General features: G+C 62.3%; 23 protein-coding genes. 12 read left to right on the forward strand and 11 right to left on the reverse strand.

What is annotated here, in order from left to right:
* The 10 genes from FJ425_RS06315 to FJ425_RS06360 form a co-directional block, all read right to left on the reverse strand.
* Entirely contained in the window at positions 1 to 1,164 is a 1,164-nt protein-coding gene (locus FJ425_RS06315) for an ABC transporter permease subunit (RefSeq protein WP_140543955.1), read from the reverse strand.
* An 85-nt stretch (positions 1,165 to 1,249) separates the two neighbouring features.
* The gene (locus tag FJ425_RS06320; protein ID WP_140630290.1) at positions 1,250 to 2,284 is read right to left on the reverse strand and encodes an amino acid ABC transporter substrate-binding protein; all 1,035 of its coding nucleotides are present in this window, start codon (positions 2,282 to 2,284) and stop codon (positions 1,250 to 1,252) included.
* 88 nt (positions 2,285 to 2,372) lie between these two features.
* A complete protein-coding gene (locus tag FJ425_RS06325; protein ID WP_140630293.1) occupies positions 2,373 to 3,320 on the reverse strand; it encodes a LysR substrate-binding domain-containing protein in 948 nt (315 codons plus the stop codon).
* A gap of 81 nt (positions 3,321 to 3,401) precedes the next feature.
* Positions 3,402 to 4,151, reverse strand: a complete 750-nt coding sequence (locus FJ425_RS06330; protein ID WP_140630296.1) for an SDR family oxidoreductase — start codon at positions 4,149 to 4,151, stop codon at positions 3,402 to 3,404.
* 10 nt (positions 4,152 to 4,161) lie between these two features.
* Positions 4,162 to 4,872, reverse strand: coding sequence for an SDR family oxidoreductase (locus tag FJ425_RS06335; RefSeq protein ID WP_140722411.1), 711 nt, complete (start codon positions 4,870 to 4,872; stop codon positions 4,162 to 4,164).
* Positions 4,873 to 5,151: 279 nt separating this feature from the next.
* Positions 5,152 to 5,940, reverse strand: a complete 789-nt coding sequence (locus tag FJ425_RS06340; protein WP_181164882.1) for a FadR/GntR family transcriptional regulator — start codon at positions 5,938 to 5,940, stop codon at positions 5,152 to 5,154.
* A 56-nt stretch (positions 5,941 to 5,996) separates the two neighbouring features.
* Positions 5,997 to 6,344, reverse strand: coding sequence for a RidA family protein (locus tag FJ425_RS06345; RefSeq protein WP_140630306.1), 348 nt, complete (start codon positions 6,342 to 6,344; stop codon positions 5,997 to 5,999).
* Positions 6,345 to 6,354: 10 nt separating this feature from the next.
* Positions 6,355 to 7,161: an SDR family oxidoreductase gene (locus FJ425_RS06350; RefSeq protein ID WP_140722414.1), complete on the reverse strand. Its 807-nt coding sequence runs from the start codon at positions 7,159 to 7,161 to the stop codon at positions 6,355 to 6,357.
* Positions 7,154 to 7,966, reverse strand: a complete 813-nt coding sequence (locus tag FJ425_RS06355; protein ID WP_140722417.1) for a shikimate dehydrogenase — start codon at positions 7,964 to 7,966, stop codon at positions 7,154 to 7,156. Before FJ425_RS06355 ends, FJ425_RS06350 begins: the two co-directional genes overlap by 8 nt.
* Positions 7,967 to 7,970: 4 nt before the next feature.
* A complete protein-coding gene (locus FJ425_RS06360) occupies positions 7,971 to 8,861 on the reverse strand; it encodes a 2-hydroxy-3-oxopropionate reductase (protein WP_140722420.1) in 891 nt (296 codons plus the stop codon).
* Between the two features lie 109 nt (positions 8,862 to 8,970).
* Between FJ425_RS06360 and FJ425_RS06365 the strand changes: the two genes are divergently transcribed.
* The 4 genes from FJ425_RS06365 to FJ425_RS06380 are packed head-to-tail and all read left to right on the forward strand — an operon-like array spanning position 8,971 to position 12,721.
* Positions 8,971 to 9,735, forward strand: a complete 765-nt coding sequence (locus FJ425_RS06365; RefSeq protein ID WP_140630316.1) for an aldolase/citrate lyase family protein — start codon at positions 8,971 to 8,973, stop codon at positions 9,733 to 9,735.
* 8 nt (positions 9,736 to 9,743) lie between these two features.
* Positions 9,744 to 10,961: an FAD-dependent oxidoreductase gene (locus FJ425_RS06370; RefSeq protein WP_140630319.1), complete on the forward strand. Its 1,218-nt coding sequence runs from the start codon at positions 9,744 to 9,746 to the stop codon at positions 10,959 to 10,961.
* A 56-nt stretch (positions 10,962 to 11,017) separates the two neighbouring features.
* Complete coding sequence (locus tag FJ425_RS06375; protein WP_140630322.1) at positions 11,018 to 11,767, forward strand: electron transfer flavoprotein subunit beta/FixA family protein; 750 nt, start codon at positions 11,018 to 11,020, stop codon at positions 11,765 to 11,767.
* Between the two features lie 24 nt (positions 11,768 to 11,791).
* Positions 11,792 to 12,721, forward strand: a complete 930-nt coding sequence (locus tag FJ425_RS06380; RefSeq protein ID WP_140630325.1) for an electron transfer flavoprotein subunit alpha/FixB family protein — start codon at positions 11,792 to 11,794, stop codon at positions 12,719 to 12,721.
* Positions 12,722 to 12,964: 243 nt separating this feature from the next.
* Here the strand turns inward: FJ425_RS06380 and FJ425_RS06385 are convergent, their stop codons facing one another.
* Positions 12,965 to 13,999 carry a LacI family DNA-binding transcriptional regulator gene (locus tag FJ425_RS06385; protein WP_140630327.1) on the reverse strand — a complete coding sequence of 345 codons (1,035 nt, stop codon included), beginning with the start codon at positions 13,997 to 13,999 and terminating at the stop codon, positions 12,965 to 12,967.
* 197 nt (positions 14,000 to 14,196) lie between these two features.
* Here FJ425_RS06385 and FJ425_RS06390 point away from each other — a divergent pair, with 197 nt between their 5' ends.
* The 8 genes from FJ425_RS06390 (at position 14,197) to FJ425_RS06425 (ending at position 21,756) form a co-directional block, all read left to right on the forward strand.
* Positions 14,197 to 15,243: a sterol desaturase family protein gene (locus tag FJ425_RS06390; RefSeq protein ID WP_140542664.1), complete on the forward strand. Its 1,047-nt coding sequence runs from the start codon at positions 14,197 to 14,199 to the stop codon at positions 15,241 to 15,243.
* Between the two features lie 94 nt (positions 15,244 to 15,337).
* Positions 15,338 to 16,303: a sugar ABC transporter substrate-binding protein gene (locus tag FJ425_RS06395; protein WP_140542665.1), complete on the forward strand. Its 966-nt coding sequence runs from the start codon at positions 15,338 to 15,340 to the stop codon at positions 16,301 to 16,303.
* Between the two features lie 208 nt (positions 16,304 to 16,511).
* On the forward strand, positions 16,512 to 17,456 hold the full coding sequence (locus tag FJ425_RS06400) for an ABC transporter permease (protein WP_224606939.1): 945 nt from the start codon (positions 16,512 to 16,514) through the stop codon (positions 17,454 to 17,456).
* On the forward strand, positions 17,453 to 18,475 hold the full coding sequence (locus tag FJ425_RS06405) for an ABC transporter permease (protein ID WP_140722423.1): 1,023 nt from the start codon (positions 17,453 to 17,455) through the stop codon (positions 18,473 to 18,475). The genes FJ425_RS06400 and FJ425_RS06405 overlap by 4 nt, the downstream gene beginning before the upstream one ends.
* A gap of 74 nt (positions 18,476 to 18,549) precedes the next feature.
* Positions 18,550 to 19,395: an ATP-binding cassette domain-containing protein gene (locus tag FJ425_RS06410; protein ID WP_140630336.1), complete on the forward strand. Its 846-nt coding sequence runs from the start codon at positions 18,550 to 18,552 to the stop codon at positions 19,393 to 19,395.
* An 80-nt stretch (positions 19,396 to 19,475) separates the two neighbouring features.
* Complete coding sequence (locus tag FJ425_RS06415) at positions 19,476 to 20,480, forward strand: Gfo/Idh/MocA family oxidoreductase (protein WP_140630340.1); 1,005 nt, start codon at positions 19,476 to 19,478, stop codon at positions 20,478 to 20,480.
* Positions 20,477 to 21,436 carry a sugar phosphate isomerase/epimerase gene (locus FJ425_RS06420; RefSeq protein ID WP_140722426.1) on the forward strand — a complete coding sequence of 320 codons (960 nt, stop codon included), beginning with the start codon at positions 20,477 to 20,479 and terminating at the stop codon, positions 21,434 to 21,436. Before FJ425_RS06415 ends, FJ425_RS06420 begins: the two co-directional genes overlap by 4 nt.
* An 11-nt stretch (positions 21,437 to 21,447) precedes the next feature.
* Entirely contained in the window at positions 21,448 to 21,756 is a 309-nt protein-coding gene (locus FJ425_RS06425; protein ID WP_140542670.1) for a MocE family 2Fe-2S type ferredoxin, read from the forward strand.
* Positions 21,757 to 21,762: the final 6 nt, after the last annotated feature.

Consider the following 21,762-nt stretch of genomic DNA (forward strand, 5'->3'; position numbering starts at 1 on the left):
TCATCCCCTCAGTTGATTGCCCTTGAGGGCAATGGCCTTGTTGATGCGGTTGAAGACGGCGGCGAGGCTGAGATTGATGGCGAGGAAGCCTCCCATCAGGATGCCGATCACTTCCAGGGTCTGGCCGGAATGATTGATGGTCAACGCCACGATCATGAAGAAGTCGGTGAAGCCGACGGCAATGCCCATGGTCGTGGCCTTCATCAGCCAGACATACTGGTTGGCAAGGATCGGCAGCATGGCCCGCAACGCCAGCGGCAGACGCACCAGCGTGAAGACGCGCCATGGGCTCAAACCGAGCGAGCGTGCAGCTTCCATCTGGCCCTTGCCGACAGATTTGAAGCCGCCGCGCACGATTTCTGCGATGTAGGAGCCGCCATAGATGGCGATCGCGATAGCCAAGGCGGAGAATTCCGGCGGAACGCGCAGGCCGCCCCTCAGGTTGAGGCCTTGCAGGGCCGGGAAATCGAGCAGCGGTGCGTCAGGCAGGCGTCCTACCACCAAAATGATGGCCGCGCAGGCCAGCGCCGCAGCAGCGCCGGCAAGCTGAATGGTGGCACGCTGGCCGAACGGCTGGCTGAGCCGTGACGTCCTGCCCAGCCAGACCGGCAGCGCGATGGCGGCGATCACGGCCGATGTGGCCAGCGCCATTGCCACCCCGCCGACATTCGGCGCCGGCACGTAGAGGCCGCGGCTGGTCAGCAGAAGGCCCCAGGCTTCGTGCGCCGCGCGCGGCGTCGGCAGGTGCGTGATCAAAGCGTACCAGAAGAAGACCTGGAGGATCAGCGGGATGTTGCGGAAGATGTCGACATAGGTGCGGCCGAGCAATTGCGCCAGTTCGTTGGCCGAGGTCCGCGCCAGGCCGACGATCGTCCCGACGAGCGTTGCCAGGATCAGCCCGGTGCAGCCCAGGAACAGCGTGTTGATGATGCCGATGAGGAAGAACCACCAATAGGGATCGTTGGCCGTGGCCGGCAGCAACGAGAAGTTCACGTCCCAGCCCGTCGACTTGTAGAGGAAATCGAATCCCGAGGTGATCCCCTGCTCCGCGAGATTCCGCCGCGCGATGATGATGCCTGCGAGCACCAGGGCCGCAAGCGAACCGACATAGACGACCTGCAACAGCGTGTTGCGGACCTTCTGATTTCTCAGCAGGCTGACCATTTGACCAATCCTTCTCGAATTGCCGCCGGCTCCGCCCGGCCGAAGCCAGGCGGGAGCCTTGAGCGGTAACACCGTCAGACGTGGATCAGTCGATCACCAGCGGGAATAGGACGCCGCCATTGTTCCAGAGGTTGGTTAGCTCGCGATCCATCTTGTAGGGCGAGTCCTTGCCTAGGTCGCGATCGAAGATCTCGCCGTAATTGCCGACCTTCTTGATCACGTTGTAGGCCCAATCGTCCGAGAGTCCGAGGCCCTTGCCCATGCCGGGCGTCACGCCAAGGAACTTCGCCACCTGCGGCGAGGTCGGCTTGGCCTTGATCTCGTCGACGTTCTTGGAGGTGATGCCTTCCTGCTCGGCGAAGATCAGTGTGCTCAGCGTCCAGTTGGCGATATCGATCCAATTGTCGTCGCCCTGGCGCATGATCATGACTTCCGGCTCTACCGCGAGCACGTCGGGCAGGATGACATGGTCTTCGACCTTGCTCTTGGCGATGCGGGCGATGGCCAATGTCGGGCCCCACTGAGCATAAAGATCGCAACGGCCGGAGAAGTAGGCCTGCTCCAACTCTTCCGTCTTTTCGATCAGCACCGGCTCGAGCTTGATGCCGAGCTTCTGGGCGTAGGCGGCGACCTGCTGTTCCTGCGAGGTGCCGGCGGGAATGCAGATCGTGCCGCCATTGGCATCCTTGAGCGATTTCAGGTTGAGCTCTTTATGCGCCATCACCTTGGTGGTGCCGAGGTAGTAGGACATCGAGAATTGCAGGCCGAGCTCGGTGTCGCGGCTGAGCGTGCCGCCCGAGGCCTTGATGATGATGTCGACATCGCCCGACTGAAGCGATGGCCAGCGCTGCGCCCAGCTGATCGGAACGATCTTCAGTTTCGCCGGATCGTCGAACACGGCGGTCGCCACCGCCTTGCAGAGGTCGATGTCCATGCCCTTCCAGTTGCCTTTGTCGTCCACTTCGGCGAAGCCGAGATAGGAGCCGTCATGGCCGGTGCAGTTGAGCACGCCGCGCGCCTTGATGGTCTCCAGCGTCTTGCCGCCGGCGGCTTCAGCCGGCGCCGCCAGATGCACGAGGCCCAGGGCCATGGCGGCGGCCCCCCATTTGATCATTTTCATAGTTGTTGTCTCCACTGTTGAGGTTGTTCCGTTTCTTGTTGTTGGAGCCCCGCAAGATGTCTTCGGGACTCGGTCTCGAAGCCGCCTCTCAGTCGGAAAGCGGAGTCGGTTTCGGCAAGGAGAGTTTCAGATCGCTCCGCCAATCCTCCTGGGCCAGCCATCGATGGAGCGCCGCCACCGCCTTCACGCGCAGATGCCCGCGCGGGACGACGAGGTAGAAACCCGGCACTTCCTCCGGCTTCATATCGGCAATGGCGTCGCGGCCGATCGGCGCCACCAGCGCGCCGGAGCGGAAATCTTCCTCGGCATCGATCACGGAAACCAGGCCGACGCCGATGCCTTGCAGGGTCGCCCGACGCATGGTCGCGGCATCATCGAAGCTGATGCTGCGGTCTCCATCCGTCAGCTCGACTCCAAGGTGCCGCAGAATATCCGGCCACAGGCGCTTCGACTTGACGGTGTCGAGCAGCGTGAACTTCGTCAGATCGTGCGCCGACTTGATCTTTTCGCCAATCGCCGGCGTGCAGCAAATGATCTTCGGATCCGGCACCAAGAGCGTCGTCTCGTAGTCCGGCCAGTTGCCGTAACCCCACTGCACTGTCATATCGATGTCGTCGCGTCCGAAATCTGGCAGGTCGACCATCGTCGTCAGGCGAAGATCCGCGACCGGCAGGATCTCGCGAAACAGCGAAAGTCGCGGCAGCAGATAATGGGTGGCGAAGTAGGGGCTCGCATTGAGGTTGATGCGGTCCCGATAATTCGATTTGGTGACGCGGCGAACGCCTTCGGAAAACTCGTCAAAGCCTGCCTTGACGTAATGCGACAGAAGGATCGCCGACTCGGTCAATTCGATCGACCGGCCTTTGCGTTCGAAGAGCGTCACCTGAAGCGTGTCTTCGAGAAGCTTGATCTGCTGCCCGACCGCTTGCGGCGTGACCAGCAATTCGTCGGCTGCCTGCCTAAAACTCTTGTGCTGCGCGACGGCGTGGAAAACGCGCAGCGCATTGAGCGATGGGAGGCGAAGCTTGCCGGTCATGGGAATTCCGCCTCCTTTCGTTCGAGACTCCGTCGATCATGCACTGCTGAATGTCAGCCGGGCCGGGCTGATGAAATTGGTTCAGGCGTAGATGTAACCACCTGAGACAATGACGTTTTCGCCGGTCATGTAGGTATTCTTGGGTCCGCCGGTCATGAGTACCCACTCGGCGATTTCCGTCGGCTCGGCGCCGCGGCCGAGAGGGCTTGCCTTAGCCAGCTCCTCGAGGAAACCGAGCGCCTTTGCCTTCTCCGTGGCCATGCCGGCGGGTGCGACGGAATTCACCAGGACGCCGTCCTTGGCGACGTGATGGGCAAAGGAGCGCGTCAGGCTGACGACGGCTGCCTTCGTCGCTGCATAATGGGCGTTCTGCGGATGCGCCTTGAAGGCATCGACCGAGGTGAGGTTCACAATCCGCCCGCGCACATGGTTCTTCGGCTCTTGCGCCTGCATGTGGCGAACCGCGGCCACCATCATGTGATAGGTGCCCTTGATGTTGATGCCGTTGGAGGCGTCCCAGTCGGCGTCGGTGATTTCGAGCAGCGGACGGCGCGGATAGATGGCGGCGCAATTGATCAGCGTGTCGATGCGCCCGAGCTTCGAAACGATGGCGTCGAAAGCGGCATGGCACTGCGGGCCGACCTGGATGTCGCAAGTCGCCGCTGCGGTCGGCAGGCTCTTGGCCTTTGCCGGATCGAGCGCGCTCTGCGCTGCTTCCTGGTTGATGTCGATGATACCGATCTTTGTCGCTCCGGCCTCCACGGCCATGCGGGCGAGAAGAGCGCCGAGGCCTGCGCCGCCGCCAACGATCAGAACGGAAAGGTCTTTCATCCTGTTTCCCTTACTTGGTGCCGCTCGGCGAGGTTGGCCAGGTTGGCATGATGTCAAAACGGGTAACGTCGGCCCATGCGGGGAGCGCGAGAACCGCGGTCACCATCTTGGCCACGTCATCCGGCTGCACCACTTTGCTGGCGTACATGGCCTCGCGCGCCTTGGCGTCGAGGATGTCTTCATAGAGCTGCGTCTCGACACGACCGGCGACGATCTCGGTGACGCGTATGCCGGACGCAGAGAGGTCGGCGCGCAGCGCGCCGGCAAAGCCTGAAATCGCCGCCTTAGTGGCCGCGTAGACGGCGATGTTGGAGAATGCCGTGTGGCCGGCGACGGAACCGGTGAACAAGATGTGGCCCGACTGCCGCTCGCGCATCTGCGGCACAACGAGGCGGGTGAGCAGGATCGCGGCGCTGAGGTTCACCTCGAGCGTGGTGTCGATGTCGGCGATGTTCATATCGGCGAAATTGCCGAGCGGCGGCATGATGCCGGCATTGTTGATCAAGACGTCGACAGTGAGATCGGCCAGCACCGCCTCCAGCGCCTCGCGGTCGGTGACGTCGACGGCGATCGGCACGATGCCCGGACGCTCGGCCTGGAGCTCCTTGAGCGCGGCCTGGCTGCGGCCGACGGCATAGACGTCGTAGCCGGCGTCGCTCAGCGCAATTGCCATCGCCCGCCCTATGCCGCTCGTCGCTCCTGTTATGAAGGCTGTCGTCACCTGGGCTTCCCCGATTGCTTGGATTTCAGTTTGCGGCCTGGGCCGATGCCGCGAAACCAAGAAAAGCAGCAAAAAGGAAAGATAAACTTTCGAACGCCTTTCGGCGGCTGGAATATTCCGGCGTGCCTATGCGGCGACAAACGCTGCTATCCCAAGGAAAACAATGTCCTCAACCCGCGAAGGCGGATTTCCGATCGCCAGCTGAGAAAAAACATGGCTTTCGTAAACAACCGGCCGCCTGCGCGGCGACAGAGGCGAGCGACCTCGCAGTCGGCGAACCTACCCGGCGGTCGGCAAAGGCTTTTTCAGTTTGGTGAAAAGCGAGGCCGCCGCAGCCTTCTGCTCGGCCTCGGTTGCCTCGATGCCCGAGGCTTTGGCAAGCGCGCGCACACGTCCCAAACTGTTCTGCAGATGCTTGCGCATAGCCTGTCTGGCTTTGCCTCCGTCCTGCCTTTCGATGGCATCGACGATGGCTTTGTGCTCGCTGTGGATGCGCGCGTAGTAGCTGTCCTTGAGGGCAGGCTCGACGACATAACCGAGCTGGAATCTCGGCACGATCATCGGCCCGAGATAGGCAAGGAAGCCGTGGATGAATTCGTTGCGCGCCGCCTTGGCGATCGCGAGGTGGAAGTCGTAATCGTAGTGGATCTGGACCGCGGCGGGATCGGCCTGCTGCGCGTCGATGTCATCCATCATGGCGCGGATGCTGCTTGCTTCCTTGTCGGTGCGGCGTTCCGCGCAGAGCCCGGCGGATTCCACCTCGACGCTCAGTCTGAGTTCAAGCAAGGCTATGGTTTCCGGCAGGGTCCTGAGCGCCTCCTCCGGGATCGAGAAATTGCGCGGGGTCGGCGTCTCGCTGACGAACATGCCGCGGCCCTGCTGCGGCACCACCATGCCTTCGGAGCGCAGTCGCGCCACCGCTTCGCGCACGACGGTGCGGCTGACATCGTATTCGGCGCAAAGCTCCGCCTCGGTCGGCAGCTGCGCGCCGGGCTGCAACTGACCGGAGCGGATCTTTTCGGCCAAGCTCTCCGCCACCAGGGTGGAAAGCGGCTTGCGTTTCGTCATTGAGGTCCTTCCGTTCAAGTTCAGATTCGGGATGATGCCCGAACCGGCAAGACCATTCAAACCGCGGCTGTCACAATCAGCTCGACCAGCATGCCGGGCTTGGCCATGCGGCCCTCGCCGGAGGAGCGGGCCGGCGCGTGCTCCTTCGGCATCCAGGCATCCCAGACCGTGTTGACCTCGTCGAAATCGCGCATGTCGTCCAGCCACATTTGCACGTGAAGGATGCGGGTCTTGTCGGTGCCGGCCGTGGCGAGCAAGGCATCGATCTTGCCGAGCACCTCGCGCATCTGGTCGGACGCGGATTGACCCGGTTTGGCGACTTGGCCGGTCAGGTAAAGCGTGCCGTTGTGGATGACGCCGTGATGAACGCGGGTGTCGAAGTCGAAGCGCTGGATGTCGGTCACGGGTTCTCTCTCAGATAGCCGGCGTCAGCCGGATGGGATTGCCTTGCAGATACTGCGCGTAGGGCGCCTGGACGAGCCAGCCGGCATCGATGGGCAGGGTCACGCCGGTTATCGAGGCGGCGCGGTCGGAGCACAGGAACAGCGCGGCCTCGGCAACGTCGCGTGGCTCGACGAAGCGGCGCAGCGCCGTGGTCGCCTGGATGGCTTCGGGGTTGCGCTCGCCCTTGGCGATTTTTGCTTTCAGCCCATCGGATAGCGTGTAGCCCGGCGCCACCGCGTTGACCCGAACGCCATGTGGGCCGAGCTCGGCGGCCAGGATCTGGGTGAGGGCCAGAATCGCATGTTTTCCCGGCGTATAGGCCGGCAGTGACAGCGGCGCGAAAGAGGCAAGCGAGCCGACATTGAGGATCGCGCCGCGCCTGGCGGTCGACATCAGCCGGCCGAACACCTGACAGCCAAGCAGCGTGCCGCGATAGTTGATGCGCCACATCTGCTCGTCTTCGTCGAGATCCTGGTCGAGCACATGCTTGCCGCTCTGCAGGATGCCTGCGCAGTTGACCACCACATCGGGTGTGCCGAACGCGCTCACGACTTCATTCGCCAGAGCCTCGACGGAGGAGGGCTCAGCGACATCGGTCTGCACGAACAGGGCACGCGGCGCGCCCTCTGCCTCGCTGGCGCCCGCCGCTTCCTTGCCTCGAACGGCATCGCGGCCTGCGACGGCCACCTGATAGCCGTCCGCTGCGAAGCGCAGCGCAATGGCGCGTCCGATGCCGGACGTGCCGCCGATGACGACCGCTGTCGATGCCTCAGCCATTGCCGCGATCCTTCCGCTCGATGTCGAAGAATTCGGACATGGCCTCGACCTGGAAATCCATCATCGGGCGCCCGGGCTGGATGCGACAGCCGATTTCCTTCGCCGCCTTGAGCAGGGCGGTCTCGGCTGGCTCCATGATGATGTCGACCACTGTCATGTTCGGGGTCAGCTTGGTCACGTCCATCGGCAGCGGATCGCTGGCCTTCAGTCCGGAAGGTGTCGCGTTGATCGCCATGTCCATTCCGGATGGATCGGGCTCTCCGACCTCGATCCGGCAGTTGGGAAAAGCCTTGTTGACCAGCGATGCGAGTTTTTGCGCGCGTTCCCTGTCGATGTCGGCCAGGCGGATTTCCGCCGCGCCTTCTTCGGCAAGGCAATAAGTCAGCGAGGCGCCCGCGCCGCCGGCGCCGACCTGGAGGATGCGCTTGCCGGCGATCCGGTGCTCGCCGGCCTTCAGCCCCTCGATGAAGCCGACGCCGTCGAAATTGTCGGCATGCCAGCTGCCATCCGCCTGCCGGCGCACGGAATTCGCGCTCTGCACGCGTGCGGCGCGATCGTGAGCCGTCGCACATTTGTGAAAAACCGCGACCTTGTATGGCACCGAGATAATCACGCCCCGAATGTTCTCGGCCGCCGTGATGCCGGCCCAGAAGGTTTCGAAATCCTCCGGACGGCAGCTCAACGGCACCATCAGGCTGTCGAGGCCCTTCTGCTCGAAGATTTGGTTGAACATGCCGGGACTCTTGGCATGCCCGACTGGATGGGCCAGCATCACGAAGACATCGGCTTTGCCGGTTCCGCGCATCGGTTCATTCCTTTTCATTTGACAGTTCATGATTACTCAAGGTCTCGATCGCCCGGACGAGGGACGAGTGGTCGGCCTCGGCACCTCCCGCTCGCGCCGAACAGGCATTCATCAATTGCTGCGCCATCGCCGTGTTCGGCAGGGAGACGCCAAGCGCATGCGCGCTTTCGAGCGCGAGGCTGAGATCCTTCTGGTGAAGCCCGATGCGAAAGCCTGGCGCGAAGGTGCGGGAACTCATGCGCTCACCATGCACTTCGAGCACGCGGGAAGAAGCAAAGCCGCCCATCAGCGCGCTGCGCACCTTCGACGGATCGCAGCCGGCCTTGCTGGCGAAAACCAGCGCTTCGGCCACGGCCTCGATGTTGAGTGCGACGATGATTTGATTGGAGATCTTGCAGATCTGCCCAGCGCCATTCTGCTCACCGATCAGGGTGATGTTCTTGCCCAGCCTCTGAAAGATCGGCAGCGCGCGCTCGAACTCGGCGGCCGGTCCGCCGACCATGATGGTGAGGCTCGCCGCCTTGGCACCGACCTCGCCGCCCGAGACCGGCGCGTCGAGAAAGCCGCCCCCCGCTCCCCTGATTTTCGCCGCAAATTGGGCGGTGGCGATCGGGCTGATCGAGCTCATGTCGATGACCAGCTTGCCGGCGGATATCCCTTGAAGCACGCCGTTCTGGCCAAACAGGACGCGCTCCACGTCAGGCGTGTCGGGCAGCATCGTGATGACGATCTCCGCAGTCCGCGCCACCTCAGCGGCGGAGGCGACGACCGACGCTTGCAGATCCGCAGGCAGAGGCGAGCGGTTGAGCACCGTGACGACCTCATGCCCCGCATCGGCGAGATGCCTTGCCATCGGCGCTCCCATGACGCCCAGTCCGATAAAGCCAATCTTCATTTGCAACTCCGTTGCGGCCAGAGCCATATTGCACGCCAAGTCGGCCATATGATATAGGACATCATACAAATTTCAATGCACCTTCTTCTCATTGGAGACCGATCGCAAAATGCAGGAGCGTGTCAATTCGCTAAAGGCTGCCGTACAGGCGGGCAAACCCCACATCGGCATCTGGTGTTCGCTGGCTTCGGCGCTCACCACCGAGGTGGTCGCGGGCTCCGGAGCGGGCTGGCTGCTGATAGATGGCGAGCATAGCCCGAACGATCTGCGCAGCATCATGGCGCAGCTGCAGGTCGCGGCAGCGTTTCCTTGCGAGGCAGTTGTGCGCCTGCCGTCGGACGATGCCAACCTCATGAAGCAAGCTTTGGATGTCGGCGCCCGCAGCTTGATGATCCCGAACGTGCGCACGGCGGAGCAGGCGCGTACAATCGTCGCCGCGATGACCTACGCGCCTGGCGGCTTCCGCGGCTTCTCGGTCGGCCACCGCGCCAACGCGTTCGGCCGCATCGCCGGCTATCACGCCAAGGCGCGCGAGCAGCAGCTGCTGGCCGTCCAGATCGAGGACGAAACCGGCGTCGCCAATGCGGCCGAGATTGCAGCGGTCGACGGCGTCGATGTTCTCTTTGTCGGCCCCGGCGATCTCTCCACCAATATGGGCGCGATGGGCAATCCAGGCGCTGCACATGTGCAGGAGGCGATCGCTTCGGTGCGCAAGGCCGCGGCCGCCGCTGGCAAGGCCAGCGGCATCCTGGCGCCGGTCAAGGCCGACGCCGACCGCTATGTCGCCGACGGCTTCACCATGATTGCGGTGGGCTCGGATCTCGGTTTGCTGGCGCGGGGCTCGGATGCCCTGATCGCTTCGTTCAGGCAGTAGGAAAAGCCATGGCAATTCCTCCTTACAAGGCGCCTTCCCGGAACGCCTACGACATCGTCATCGTCGGTGGCGCGGTGATCGGTTCGTCAACGGCCTACTGGCTGAGCCAGGCGCTGGGCAGCGGCGCGTCGATCCTCGTGGTCGAACGCGACTCAAGCTACGAGTTCTCCTCGACGGCGCTCTCCACCAGCGCAATCCGCCAGCAGTATTCCAACCCGATCAATGTGAAGATCAGCCAGTTCGGCATCGAGATCATCCGCGGGTTTCAGGAGCGGATGGCGCCGTTCTACACCAATGAGCCCGCGCCTGATCTCGGCTTCAAGGAACATGGATATCTCTACTGCTGCTCGCCCGAGGGCGTGAACGCGGCGCGTGAACGGGTCGAGCTGCAGCGCAGCCTCGGCGCCCACACCGTCTTCCTCGAACCGGGCGCGTTGAAGGAACGTTTTCCGTGGCTGAATGTCGACGACCTCGGCGGCGGTTCTTGGGGTTCGCGCGAAGAGGGCTGGTTCGATTCGATGGGCCTCCTCAACGGCTTCCGCCGCGCGGCGCGCGCGAGCGGCGTCGAATATATCGACAACGCCGTGACGGATTTGGATGTTTCCGAAGGCCGGGTCGTCTCGGCCCGTCTCTCGACCGGCCAGACGGTTCGTTGCGGAATCCTAGTCAACGCCGCCGGCCCACGCGCACAGCAGGTCGCAGCCATGGCCGGCCTTTCCATCCCGGTCGCGCCCTACAAGCGCTACAGCTTCGTTTTCGCCAGCGCCAATCCCATCCCCGGGCGGATGCCCAATGTCATTGACCTTTCCGGGACATTCGTGCGTCCGGAAGGCGAACTTTTTCTCACCGGCAACACGCCGCAGGGCGACGGGCCGGCCGACTATGACGACTTCGAGATTCATTTTGAAGAGTTCGACGACTACATCTGGCCGGCGCTCTGGCACCGCATTCCAGCGTTCGACGCGTTGAAATTGCAGACCAGCTGGACCGGCCATTACGAATACAACATGCTCGATCACAACGGTATCGTCGGCTTCCACCCGCAGGTGACCAACTTCATGTTCGCCAATGGTTTCTCCGGCCATGGCCTGCAGCAGTCGCCTGCCGTCGGCCGGGCAGTCTCGGAGCTGATTGTCCACGGGGCTTTTCAGACGCTCGACCTGTCGCCGTTCAGCTACGAGCGCATACCGCGCAATGAACCGTTTCTCGAAGAGGCGGTGATTTGAGCCGTGTCAAAACCGAGCCGACCAGCGCTCCCAATTTCATTTTAGGGAAAATGAAATTGAAGATCCTTGTGCCCGTGAAGCGGGTTGTGGACGCCAACGTCAAGGTCCGGGTGAAGGCCGACGGACTGGGCGTCGAGCTTGCCAACGTCAAGATGGCGATGAACCCGTTCGACGAGATCGCGGTCGAGGAAGCCATCCGCATCAAGGAAGCCGGCAAGGCTGAAGAAATCATCGTCGTCTCGATCGGCCCGCTGCAGGCGCAGGAGACGCTGCGCACCGCGCTCGCCATGGGCGCCGACCGCGCCATCCTGGTCAAGACCGACGAGCAGACCGAGCCGCTGGGTGTCGCCAAGGTGCTGAAGGGCGTGGTCGAGGCGGAGGCGCCCGGCCTCGTCATCCTCGGCAAGCAGGCGATCGACGACGATTCGAACCAGACCGGCCAGATGCTGGCGGCACTGCTTGGTTGGGCCCAGGGCACCTTCGCGTCCAAGATCGTGCTCGAAGGCGATCAGGCCAAGGTGACGCGCGAGGTCGACGGCGGCCTGCAGACGGTGGAGTTGAAGATGCCGGCGATCGTCACCGCCGACCTTCGCCTCAACCAGCCGCGCTATGCCTCGCTGCCCAACATCATGAAGGCCAAGAAGAAGCCGCTCGACGAGAAGAGCCCGGCCGACTACGGCGCCGACGTCAAGCCGCGCCTCAAGGTGATCAAGACCGAGGAGCCAGGCGGCCGCAAGGCGGGCGTCAAGGTCAAGAGCGTGGCCGAGCTGGTCGAGAAGCTGAAGAACGAAGCCGGCGTGCTTTAAAGCGATCGGGAAAGGACAAAGAAAATGGCAATTCTCCTCATCGCAGAACACGACAATGCAAGCCTTTCCGACCAGACCGCCAAGGCGCTGTCGGCCGCTCTCCAGATCGGCTCCGATGTCGACGTGCTGGTGGCCGGCAAGGGCGCCAAGGCAGCTGCCGATGCCGCTGCCAAGTTGAAAGGCGTGCGCAAGGTGATGCTCGCCGAGGCCGACGAGCTTGCCGAGCGCCTCGCCGAGCCGACGGCGGCGCTGGTCGTCTCGCTCGCCGGCTCCTATGACGCGATCGTCGCGCCCGCGACCTCGTCGGGCAAGAACATCGCGCCGCGCGTGGCGGCACTCCTCGATGTCGCCCAGGTGTCCGAGATCATCGAGGTTGTCTCGCCCGACACCTTCAAGCGGCCGATCTATGCCGGCAACGCCATCCAGACCGTGCAGTCGACCGACGCCAAGAAGGTCATCACGGTGCGCACCGCGTCCTTCGCGGCGGCGCCCGAAGGCGGCTCGGCCGCGGTCGAGACGGTCAACGCCGCCGCCAACCCCGGCCTGTCGTCTTTCATCGAGAACAAGCTTTCCGAGAACGATCGTCCGGAATTGACCTCGGCCAAGATCATCATCTCGGGCGGCCGCGCGCTCGGCTCGTCGGAGAAGTTCCAGGAGGTCATCCTGCCGGTCGCGGATAAGCTCGGCGCCGCGGTCGGCGCAAGCCGAGCCGCGGTCGATGCCGGCTACGCGCCGAACGACTGGCAGGTCGGCCAGACCGGCAAGGTGGTCGCGCCCGACCTCTACATCGCCGTCGGCATCTCCGGCGCCATCCAGCACCTGGCCGGCATGAAGGATTCCAAGGTGATCGTCGCCATCAACAAGGACGAGGAAGCCCCGATCTTCCAGGTCGCCGATTACGGCCTGGTCGGCGATCTCTTCGTCATCCTGCCGGAGCTGGCAACCTATGTGTGATTTCCTTGCAATCGATGCTCCATGGGAGCGGCTAACGATGGAAATTTCATATCAGATAGGTTTGGTGGTTGAGAGGATGATCGAGGGTGGAACACTCGAGCGATCCGAGCTTGAGCAAGACAACGGCCATTGCTTCGTTTGAACGACCGCTTCGCACCTCATACCGGCCTGGCGAACAGCCCCTACCATGCCCTGAAAGCGGACATTCAAATTTGGGCTTGCGAAAGTCCCAGAGAAATCGCCTTAGATGTTCTCGGGGGTGACAATTTCAAATGGTATGGATCGCTGAATGGTGGCCAGCTGCGCCTGCGGCCCAGTGACATCAATCATCGTCTGCACAAGAAGGGAAGACGTAGCTTCGAGAGGATGGCAGAGAGCTGCGGTTATCAGCCCTTCGGACAGCCCTTTCCGAGTTTCTGGGCCAATGTCGCGGCACACCACTTTGATGCCTGATCGCCGCTCAGGAGAGACTTCCCTTAAAGCCCGAAGCACGCCCGTAATACCGCCGCCGACAATTAGGATTCCTGCAAGATCGTCGGTCGACTTCAGCAACTCCGCCACCATGCGGTAAGCTTCATTTGGTTCCTCGTGAGTGGGGCGGCTTTCCTCGACTGTGAGCCGAGGCGCATGCTCGCGCAGATAGGAGCGGAAGCTGGCGTCCGAGACGTCTTGGCATTGGTACCGGTGATTGCCGATGAAAACCGCGATGCGGCCTGGGCCTTGCGTCGTTTGCGTGATCAGGAAGGCCGCGGTCCGTCCCAGCTTCCAATTGTCGGTGCCCACATAAGCCGCCCTTTCCGGGGCGGATTGATCCGTGATGTAGGAGACGACCGGTTTCCCCATCTCCTTCAGTGAACGGATAGCCTGGCCAACGATCGGGTGATCCGCCGCGACCACCGCGACCGCGTCGCATTCCTCGCCGAGCGCGATCAGTCGGCCCGATATGGTCTCCGGCGTCAGAATATCGACGAAGTCGACGACAGGTTCAATGACCTCGTCCCGACGCTCGCGACAGGCGGCAATAATCTTCTTCCCGAACAGCTGGTAGAGGTCGCGGGTCGACTGCTGGAGCAGGAAACCCAACCGGTAGTGTGGCGATATTTTTCGGGCCCGATCGTCAATCGCTCCTAGGCCGTAAAACCCGATTTCCTCCGCGGCGCTCTGCACGCGTTGGACTGTCTTGGGTCGCACGGAAACGGTGCCGCCCAATATTCTGTTCACAGTCGCCACCGATACGCCTGCCGCCGTGGCGAGATCATGGATTGTCGGCCGCTTCATTGGACGCCCATCCCTTTGCAGTATCATCATGACTGAAACTAAATGATACAAATGCAATTTTGATACTATTTCTACCTTCTCCAAATATCAACCCTCCGATATGAATTGCGCCGAGTTAGGGCTCGGCCGGCTGAGCCCAGGGCGGGGCCTGATCCCTGCAGATTCCAGATCGATCCGGGTGAGGAGGCGCTGTTACGATGGATGACCTTCAGTATGGAACACGCGACAAACGCGGCAATTGGGCGCCGCACCGCCGCGCCGAGCCGGCGCCGATCTGGCACCGCCCGTTCAATGCAAAGAAGGTGATGGCCTGGATCCCGGAGTTCTTCTGGCCGTGGAACATGTTCCATCTCGCCACGTCGCTCATTTGGGTCAATCTGCTCATCCCGAGCTGGCAAAGCCTCGCGAGCTTTTCGCTGCTCAACTACCTTTGGCTGTATGGCCTCAATGCCGCCGGGATTTTTCTTTTCTACGGCTTCTTCGAGTTGCGCTATTACATCCAGCGCAAGCAGCAGAACCGTTTCAAATACAATCCGAAATTTCCGTCCGAGGTGCCCTCCGACGTGTTCTGGTTTCAAAGCCAGAACATCGACAATTTTGCCCGCTCTTTTTTCGTCACGATACCGCTGTGGACGGTGGTCGAGATCGTGATGCTGTGGGTCTATGCCAACAGCTGGGCGGTCTGGCTGCCGTGGACGACGAACTGGCTATACCTGTCGTTCCTGGTGCTTATCGCGCCGGCCGTACATGAGGTCTATTTCTTCTTCCTGCACAGGGCTATCCATTGGCCGCCGCTCTACAAATGGGTGCATTCGGTCCATCATAATTCGATCAACCCGAGCCCGTGGTCGTCGCTGTCGATGCATCCGGTCGAAGGCTTCCTCTATCACGCTGAGGCCTGGCTGCACCTGTTGATCCCGTCCAACCCGGTCTGCGCCTACTTCACACTGCACGGCGCGGGTTTCGGCGCGGTGAACGGTCACCTCGGTTTCGAGATCTTCGAAATCACCGACAAGGTCAATCTCGATAGCCATTCCTACGTACACTACCTGCATCACAAGTATTTCGAGGTGAATTACGGCGGCGACGGGCTGGTACCCCTCGATAAGCTGTTTGGCACCTGGCACGACGGCAGCAAGGAAGCCGACGAGGCCATGAAGGCACGCTTCCGCAAGAAGAAGGAAAAGATGCGGAGCCGCCAGGAAGGCCGCGGTGATCCGGCGCCTGGAATGCCGGCGGAATAACCAACCAAACGCTGTTTCGGCTGAGCCGTGAGGAGCGGGCCCGGGACAGGAAGACTTTTGTTGAAACCCCACGGGGTAATCTGGGAGGAATACCATGAAGCTTTTCAAGACACTGGTGTCGACAGCGGTGCTGATCGGGTTCAGCACCGGCGCGACGCTCGCCGCCAATATCTTCGTGGTCGGCGGCAAGCCCGACGATCCGTTCTGGTCGATTGTCAAGCGCGGCGCTGAAGACGCCGGCAAGGTGGTCGAGGCTCAGGGCGGCAAGGTTACCTGGCTCGGGCCGCAGAACTACGACAATCTCGGTGTAGACGCCGCCGAACTGATCCGCCAAGCGATCGACCAGAAGGCCGACGCCATTGTCGGCCCGGACTGGGTGCCGGAAGCTATGGACCCTGCGTTCAAGGCGGTAAAGGACGCGGGCATTCCGCTGCTTATCTACAATGCCGGCGGGTTGAAAGCGGCCGATCGCCTTGGCGCCATGAACTATGTCGGCTCGGACGATTATAAGGGCGGCGTCGCGGCCGGCGAGTACCTCACCAAGGCTGGCAACAAGAAAGGCGTCTGCATCAACACGCTGCCAGGCGCCGCCAATATCGAGGCGTTTTGCGGTGGCTTCAAGGAGGGGATGAAGAACGGCGGCGGCGAAGCCGACGTGCTGCCGTTGCCGGCCACCTCCTTCGGCTCGGCCACGGCCGTCGCGCAGGCGGTGAAGGCCTATCTGCTACAGCATCAGGACGTGAACGCCGTCTTTACCATCGGCAACGTCGATGCGAACTCGGCCATGAACGGCATTACCCAGGCCGGCAAGATCGGAAAAGTCCACCTTTGCGGCATGAATTTCGACGAGACCATCCTGAACAACATCAAGGGCGGCCAGCAGGACTGCGCGATCGACCAGCAGGGCTATCTGCAAGGCTATCTCGCCGTTGCGATCCTGAACGGCCATGTCAACTATGGTTTGTCGGTGCCTACCCGTGAGATCCTGACGGGACCAGGCATCATCGACAAGGCAAATGTCGACGCCACCATCGCCGGCGTGAAAGCAGGGACGCGATAATCCTTCCGCCTGGGCCGCCCTCGCTTTTGCTGCGGGCGGCCCCTTTCCTTCTCGGCGTCGGCTGCATCGTGGCAGGTCGGCATGTTCGCGGATTACCCCAATGGCACATCCCGTGACGTCCACATCAATTCCGGCGCCGGACCGAACGCAATCCGGACTGGCCCTCGGCCGGCTGGCGCGTCGGCCGGAGTCGGGCTCGTTTCTCGGCATGGTCGCAGTTCTGCTGTTCTTCGGGCTGTTCGGCGGTAGTGGCTTTTTGTCGGCCGCCGGCACGGCCAGCTGGCTGAACATCGCTTCCGAGATCGGGATAATCGCGCTGCCGATTGGACTGCTGATGATCGCCGGGGAACTGGACATCTCGGTCGGTGCGGTGATCCCTGCTGCATCGCTCACGGCGGCCATTGTCTCCGGCCATTATGGCCTGCCCGATTGGCTCGGCATAGCGGCGGCGCTTGGCCTTGGCCTCGCGGTCGGCTTCATCAACGGCCTGTTCGTGACGAGGACAACCATCCCGTCGCTCATCATTACCATCGGCACCATGTTCGGCACGATGGGTCTGACGCTGGGGCTTACCGTCAAGATCGCCGGCAGCACCGGCGTCTCGCTCGTGCCTGACCCGCTCACCAAGCTAATCCTCGGTGATTATCTCGGCGGCATGTTCCAGGTCACGATCCTGTGGTGGGTGGTGTTCGTCGTCGGTTTGTTCTGGCTGCTGCACGTCTCACCGATCGGCAATTGGATCTATGCGCTGGGCGGCGACAAGGAGAGCGCGCGCAACGTCGGTATCCCGACCAAGCGGCTCACCATCGGCCTGTTCATGCTGTCCGGCTTCAGCGCCGCTTTCGTCGGGGTCAGCGAGGTGATGGTCTATCAGAGCGCGCAGGTTCTGGCGGGCCAGTCCTTCATTTTCAATTCCATCATGTGCGTCGTCATCGGCGGCGTTTTGCTCACGGGCGGTTTCGGCTCGATCGTCGGCATCCTGTTCGGCACGCTTACTTTCTCGATCGTGAACCAGGGCATCTACTTCACCAGCCTGGATCCCAATGTCGGCAGCGTCATCATCGGCGCGCTTCTGCTGATTGCGGTATTGACCAACGACACGTTCCGGCAATTGGCGCTCAGCTATTCGTCGAAGAAGGCAGGGCAGTCATGATTGACGTGGTCAAGTCCTTGCTGCGCCGTCCCGACGCCGGTTCCATCCTCAGTCTCGTCGGCGTGGTGCTGTTCTTCGTTCTGTTCGGCGGCGCCAATCTGGTCACGCTGGTTGGCGCGGCGAGCTGGGTCAACTTCGCGGCCAATCTCGGCATCGTCGCCATCCCCGTCGGCCTGCTGATGATCGCTGGCGAGCTCGATATTTCCATCGGCGCGTTGATCCCGGCGGGTTCGATGACCACTGCGATCCTGACCGGTTACTACGGATTGCCCATAACAGTGGGCATTGCCGGCGCGCTGGCGGTCGGCATCGCGGTCGGCCTGGTCAACGGCCTGCTGACCATTCGGACTTCGGTGCCGTCGCTGATCATCACCCTGGCCACGCTCGTCGCCATGCAGGGCGTGGTGCTCAGTGCTTCGGTGCTCCTCACCGGCAGTGCCAGCGTGGCGCTCACCGCGCCGGACTGGGCAAAATTCCTGTTCGGACAGCTGATCGGCGGCAGTCACCAGGTCATCATCGTCTGGTGGCTCGCGTTCGCCGCCATCATCGGTTTCGTGCTGCACAAGACGCGTTATGGCAATTGGCTCTTTGCAATGGGCGGCGACAAGGTCAGCGCCCGCAACGCCGGCATCCCGACGGACCGCATGACCATTGCCCTGTTCGTGCTGTCCGCGGTCAGCGCCACATTCGTCGGCATCTGCCAAGCGATCCTGTTCAACTCCGCCCAGGTCTCCGGCGGCATGAACTTCATCTTCAATGCCATTGTGTCCGTCGTCGTGGGCGGCGTGCTGCTGACCGGCGGATTCGGCTCGGTCCTGGGCATCTTCGTCGGCACCATCACCTTCGCCATCGTCAGCCAGGGCATCTACTTCACCCAGATCGATCGGAACTGGTCGAACCTGATCATCGGCGTGATGCTCCTGCTGGCGGTGCTGATGAACCAGTCGTTCCGCGACCTGGCGCTGTACTTCCGGCCGCGGCACAAACAAGGCCCGCCGCGAGAGCCGGCAAACCCATGAGAAACGAGTTTCAGATCAGCCCCCGCTTCGCCGAGCACCTTGGCGCAGCCGGATGCAGATGAAGAGATGACGCCATGAACGACAAACCTACCATTCTCGAACTGAGGAACGTCAACAAATCCTTCGGGCCGATCGACGTCCTGCACGATATTTCGCTGAGGGTGCGCGCCGGCGAAGTGCTTTGCCTGCTCGGCGACAACGGCGCCGGCAAGTCCACGCTCATCAAGACCCTGGCCGGGGTCCACAAGCCCACCAGCGGTCAAATCTTGATGGATAGTCAGCCGGTGACCTTCACCGGACCGAGCGATGCACAGGGACGCGGAATCGCCACGGTGCACCAGTTCGGCGGCACGTTTCCGCTGATGAGCATTGGGCGCTCCTTCTTCGTCGGCGTTGAACCGACCAAAGGTTGGGGGCCATTCAAGATCTACGACCGCAAACGCGCCAACGAGATCGCGGTGAAAGCGGTCCGGGATTTCGGTATCACCCGTATCGATGACGGCGACCGCCTGGTCGGCGGCCTATCAGGCGGCGAGCGCCAGTCGCTCGCTATTGCGCGCGCCGTCTATTTTGGAGCGCGCGTGCTGATCCTGGACGAGCCGACCGCGGCGCTCGGCGTCAAGCAGGCCTCGCATGTGCTGCGCATCGTCAACGAGGCCAAGCGGCGTGGCCTGGCGGTGGTCTTCATCACCCACCAGGTTATGCACGCCATGGCCGTCGGCGACCATTTCGCGGTGCTGATCCGCGGCGCCATCGCCGCCGATTTCCGTAAAGGCGAGAAGTCCCGCGAGGAGATCACGGATCTGATGGCGGGCGGCGAGACCATGTCCGATCTGGAGGTCCAGGTCGAGGGTTACATGGAAACCCATGAGGGGCATCCGCCGTCCCTACAGGTGCTGAAGGGCCCAACCGCGCACTAGACTTCACAAAGGTATTTCCCAGCCTGGGGCCGCTCGATGCCGCCGCTGCCCATAATTCGAAGAAGCAAAGCAGGACAGAAATGACAATTCGCATTGCAGTGATCGGCGCCGGCTTGATGGGTGCCGACCATGCCAAGATAGTCGCCGAGGAGCTACCAGGCGCCACCCTGCAATTGGTCTGCGACATGGATGCGCAGCGCGCCCGTCGCATCGCCGATGCGTGCGGCGCCTTCGACATTGCCACGGACCCCAAGGGCAGCATCGCGCGACAAGACGTCGACGCCGTGATCATCGCCAGCCCCGATTTCACGCATGCGCCGCTTTCGATGGTCTGCATTGCCGCCGGCAAACGGGTCCTCTGCGAAAAGCCGCTGTCACAAGCTTCGGCCGACTGCATCGCCGTGATGGAGGCCGAACAGAAGGCGGGGGCGAAATTCGTCCAGCTCGGCTTCATGCGGCGTTACGACCGCTCCTACCAGGAGATGAAGTGGGCCCTTGATGATGGCCATCTCGGCCGGGCGCTGATGATGCACAATTTCCATCGCAATGTTGAAACGCCTGCGGCCGATTTCACCGGCGCGATGGCGATCACCAATTCCGCCCCGCACGAATTCGACGTGGTGCGCTACGTGCTCGGAACCGAGTATGCGGCGATCTCTGCATTCCAGCCGAGCCGCTCCGATGCGCGCGTGGCTCCCGTTGTCATGGTGCTGGAAACAGTGGACGGGCAGCTCGTCAACATCGAGATCAACAACAATGCCGCCTATGGCTATGACGTCCGTGCCGAACTTGTCGGCGAGTGCGGTACCGTTGCGACCAACAATGTCGCCTACACCCGCACGGAGTCCGCGCTCACCCAAAGCACAAGTTACGACGCCGACTGGCGGACCCGCTACTACGACGCCTATCGCCGCCAGAACCGCGACTTCCTGCGCTTTGCCACGACCGGCGAGTTCCCGGCGATCGCCTCGGATTGCTGGGACGGCTATTGCGCCGCCATCGTCGCCGAGGCCGGCGTGAGGGCGCTGAAGGAAGCCCGCCGCACAGAGGTTCAGATGATTGCAAAGCCGGAGTTCTACGCGTGAAGCTGGGTTTCGTTTCAGACAGTCTCGGCGGTCTGTCGCTTGAGGCGGTGCTCGATCACGCCCAGCTCATGGGCGTGTCCGGCATCGAGGTGAACACTTGCGGCTGGTCGACGGCGCCGCATTTCCGGCTGTCGTCCATGCTAGGCAACAGGGAGGCTCAAAAGCGGTTCGCTGGAGCGTTCGAGGAACACGGGCTGGAGATCATCAGCCTGAACGCCAACGGCAATCCGTTGCATCCGACCGATCATTCCCAAGGCGAAGGATTGAGAGATACCATCCGCGTCGCCGGTGAGATGGGCATCCGCACCGTCTGCACCATGAGCGGCCTGCCGGCCGGCAGCGCCGGCGACAGCATGCCGAACTGGGTTGTGTCTTCCTGGCCGCCGGAAACACAGACCATCCTCAAATATCAATGGGAAGAAAAGCTGATCCCGTTCTGGACCGAAATCGCTGCCCTTGCGAAAGCAAACGGCGTCGAGCGCATCGCGCTCGAACTGCACGGCAATCAGTGTGTCTATAACGTGCCTTCGCTCCTAAAACTTCGAGCAGCGGTCGGACCTGTCATTGGCGCCAATCTGGACCCTTCGCATCTGTTCTGGATGGGCGCGGACCCGCTCGCCGCCGCCGAAGCGCTGGGCGCGGCAGTTTATCATGTTCATGCCAAGGACACGCTGCTCAACCGGCCCGTTCAGGCCACGACCTCGTTGCTTGAGAATGGCAGCCTGATGGACATCCCGGCCCGCTCCTGGAGCTACATCACGCTCGGCTTCGGCCATGGCGAGGAGTGGTGGCGGCAATTCTGCTATCGGCTCAAGATGGCCGGCTATGACGGCTGGCTTTCCATCGAGCACGAGGACGTGCTCCTGAATTCGGTGGAGGGGCTGGAAAAGTCCGTCGCGCTGCTCCAGGGCGTGATGCCGTCGGCCCCTGCGGACTTCAAGCCACAAGATATCTGAGGAGATGCTCAATGCCCTGGGTCGACGCATGCGCCGCCGATGACATCGAAGCCGAGGAAGCCAAACGCTTCGACAATGGCGGCCGAACCTTCGCGATCTTCCGCAACGACGCCGATGAATATTATTGCACGGACGGGCTGTGCACGCACGAGAGGATCCACTTGGCCGACGGCCTGGTCATGGGGAATACGGTGGAATGTCCGAAGCATGCATCGATCTTCAACTTCACGACTGGCGAGGTGGAGACGCCGCCGGCTTGCGAGAACCTCAGGACGTATAAGACGAAGGTCGAGAACGGCCGCGTCATGGTCGAGGTTTGAGCCACT

The organism is Mesorhizobium sp. B2-7-2 (assembly GCF_006440775.1).
Lineage (GTDB): Bacteria > Pseudomonadota > Alphaproteobacteria > Rhizobiales > Rhizobiaceae > Mesorhizobium.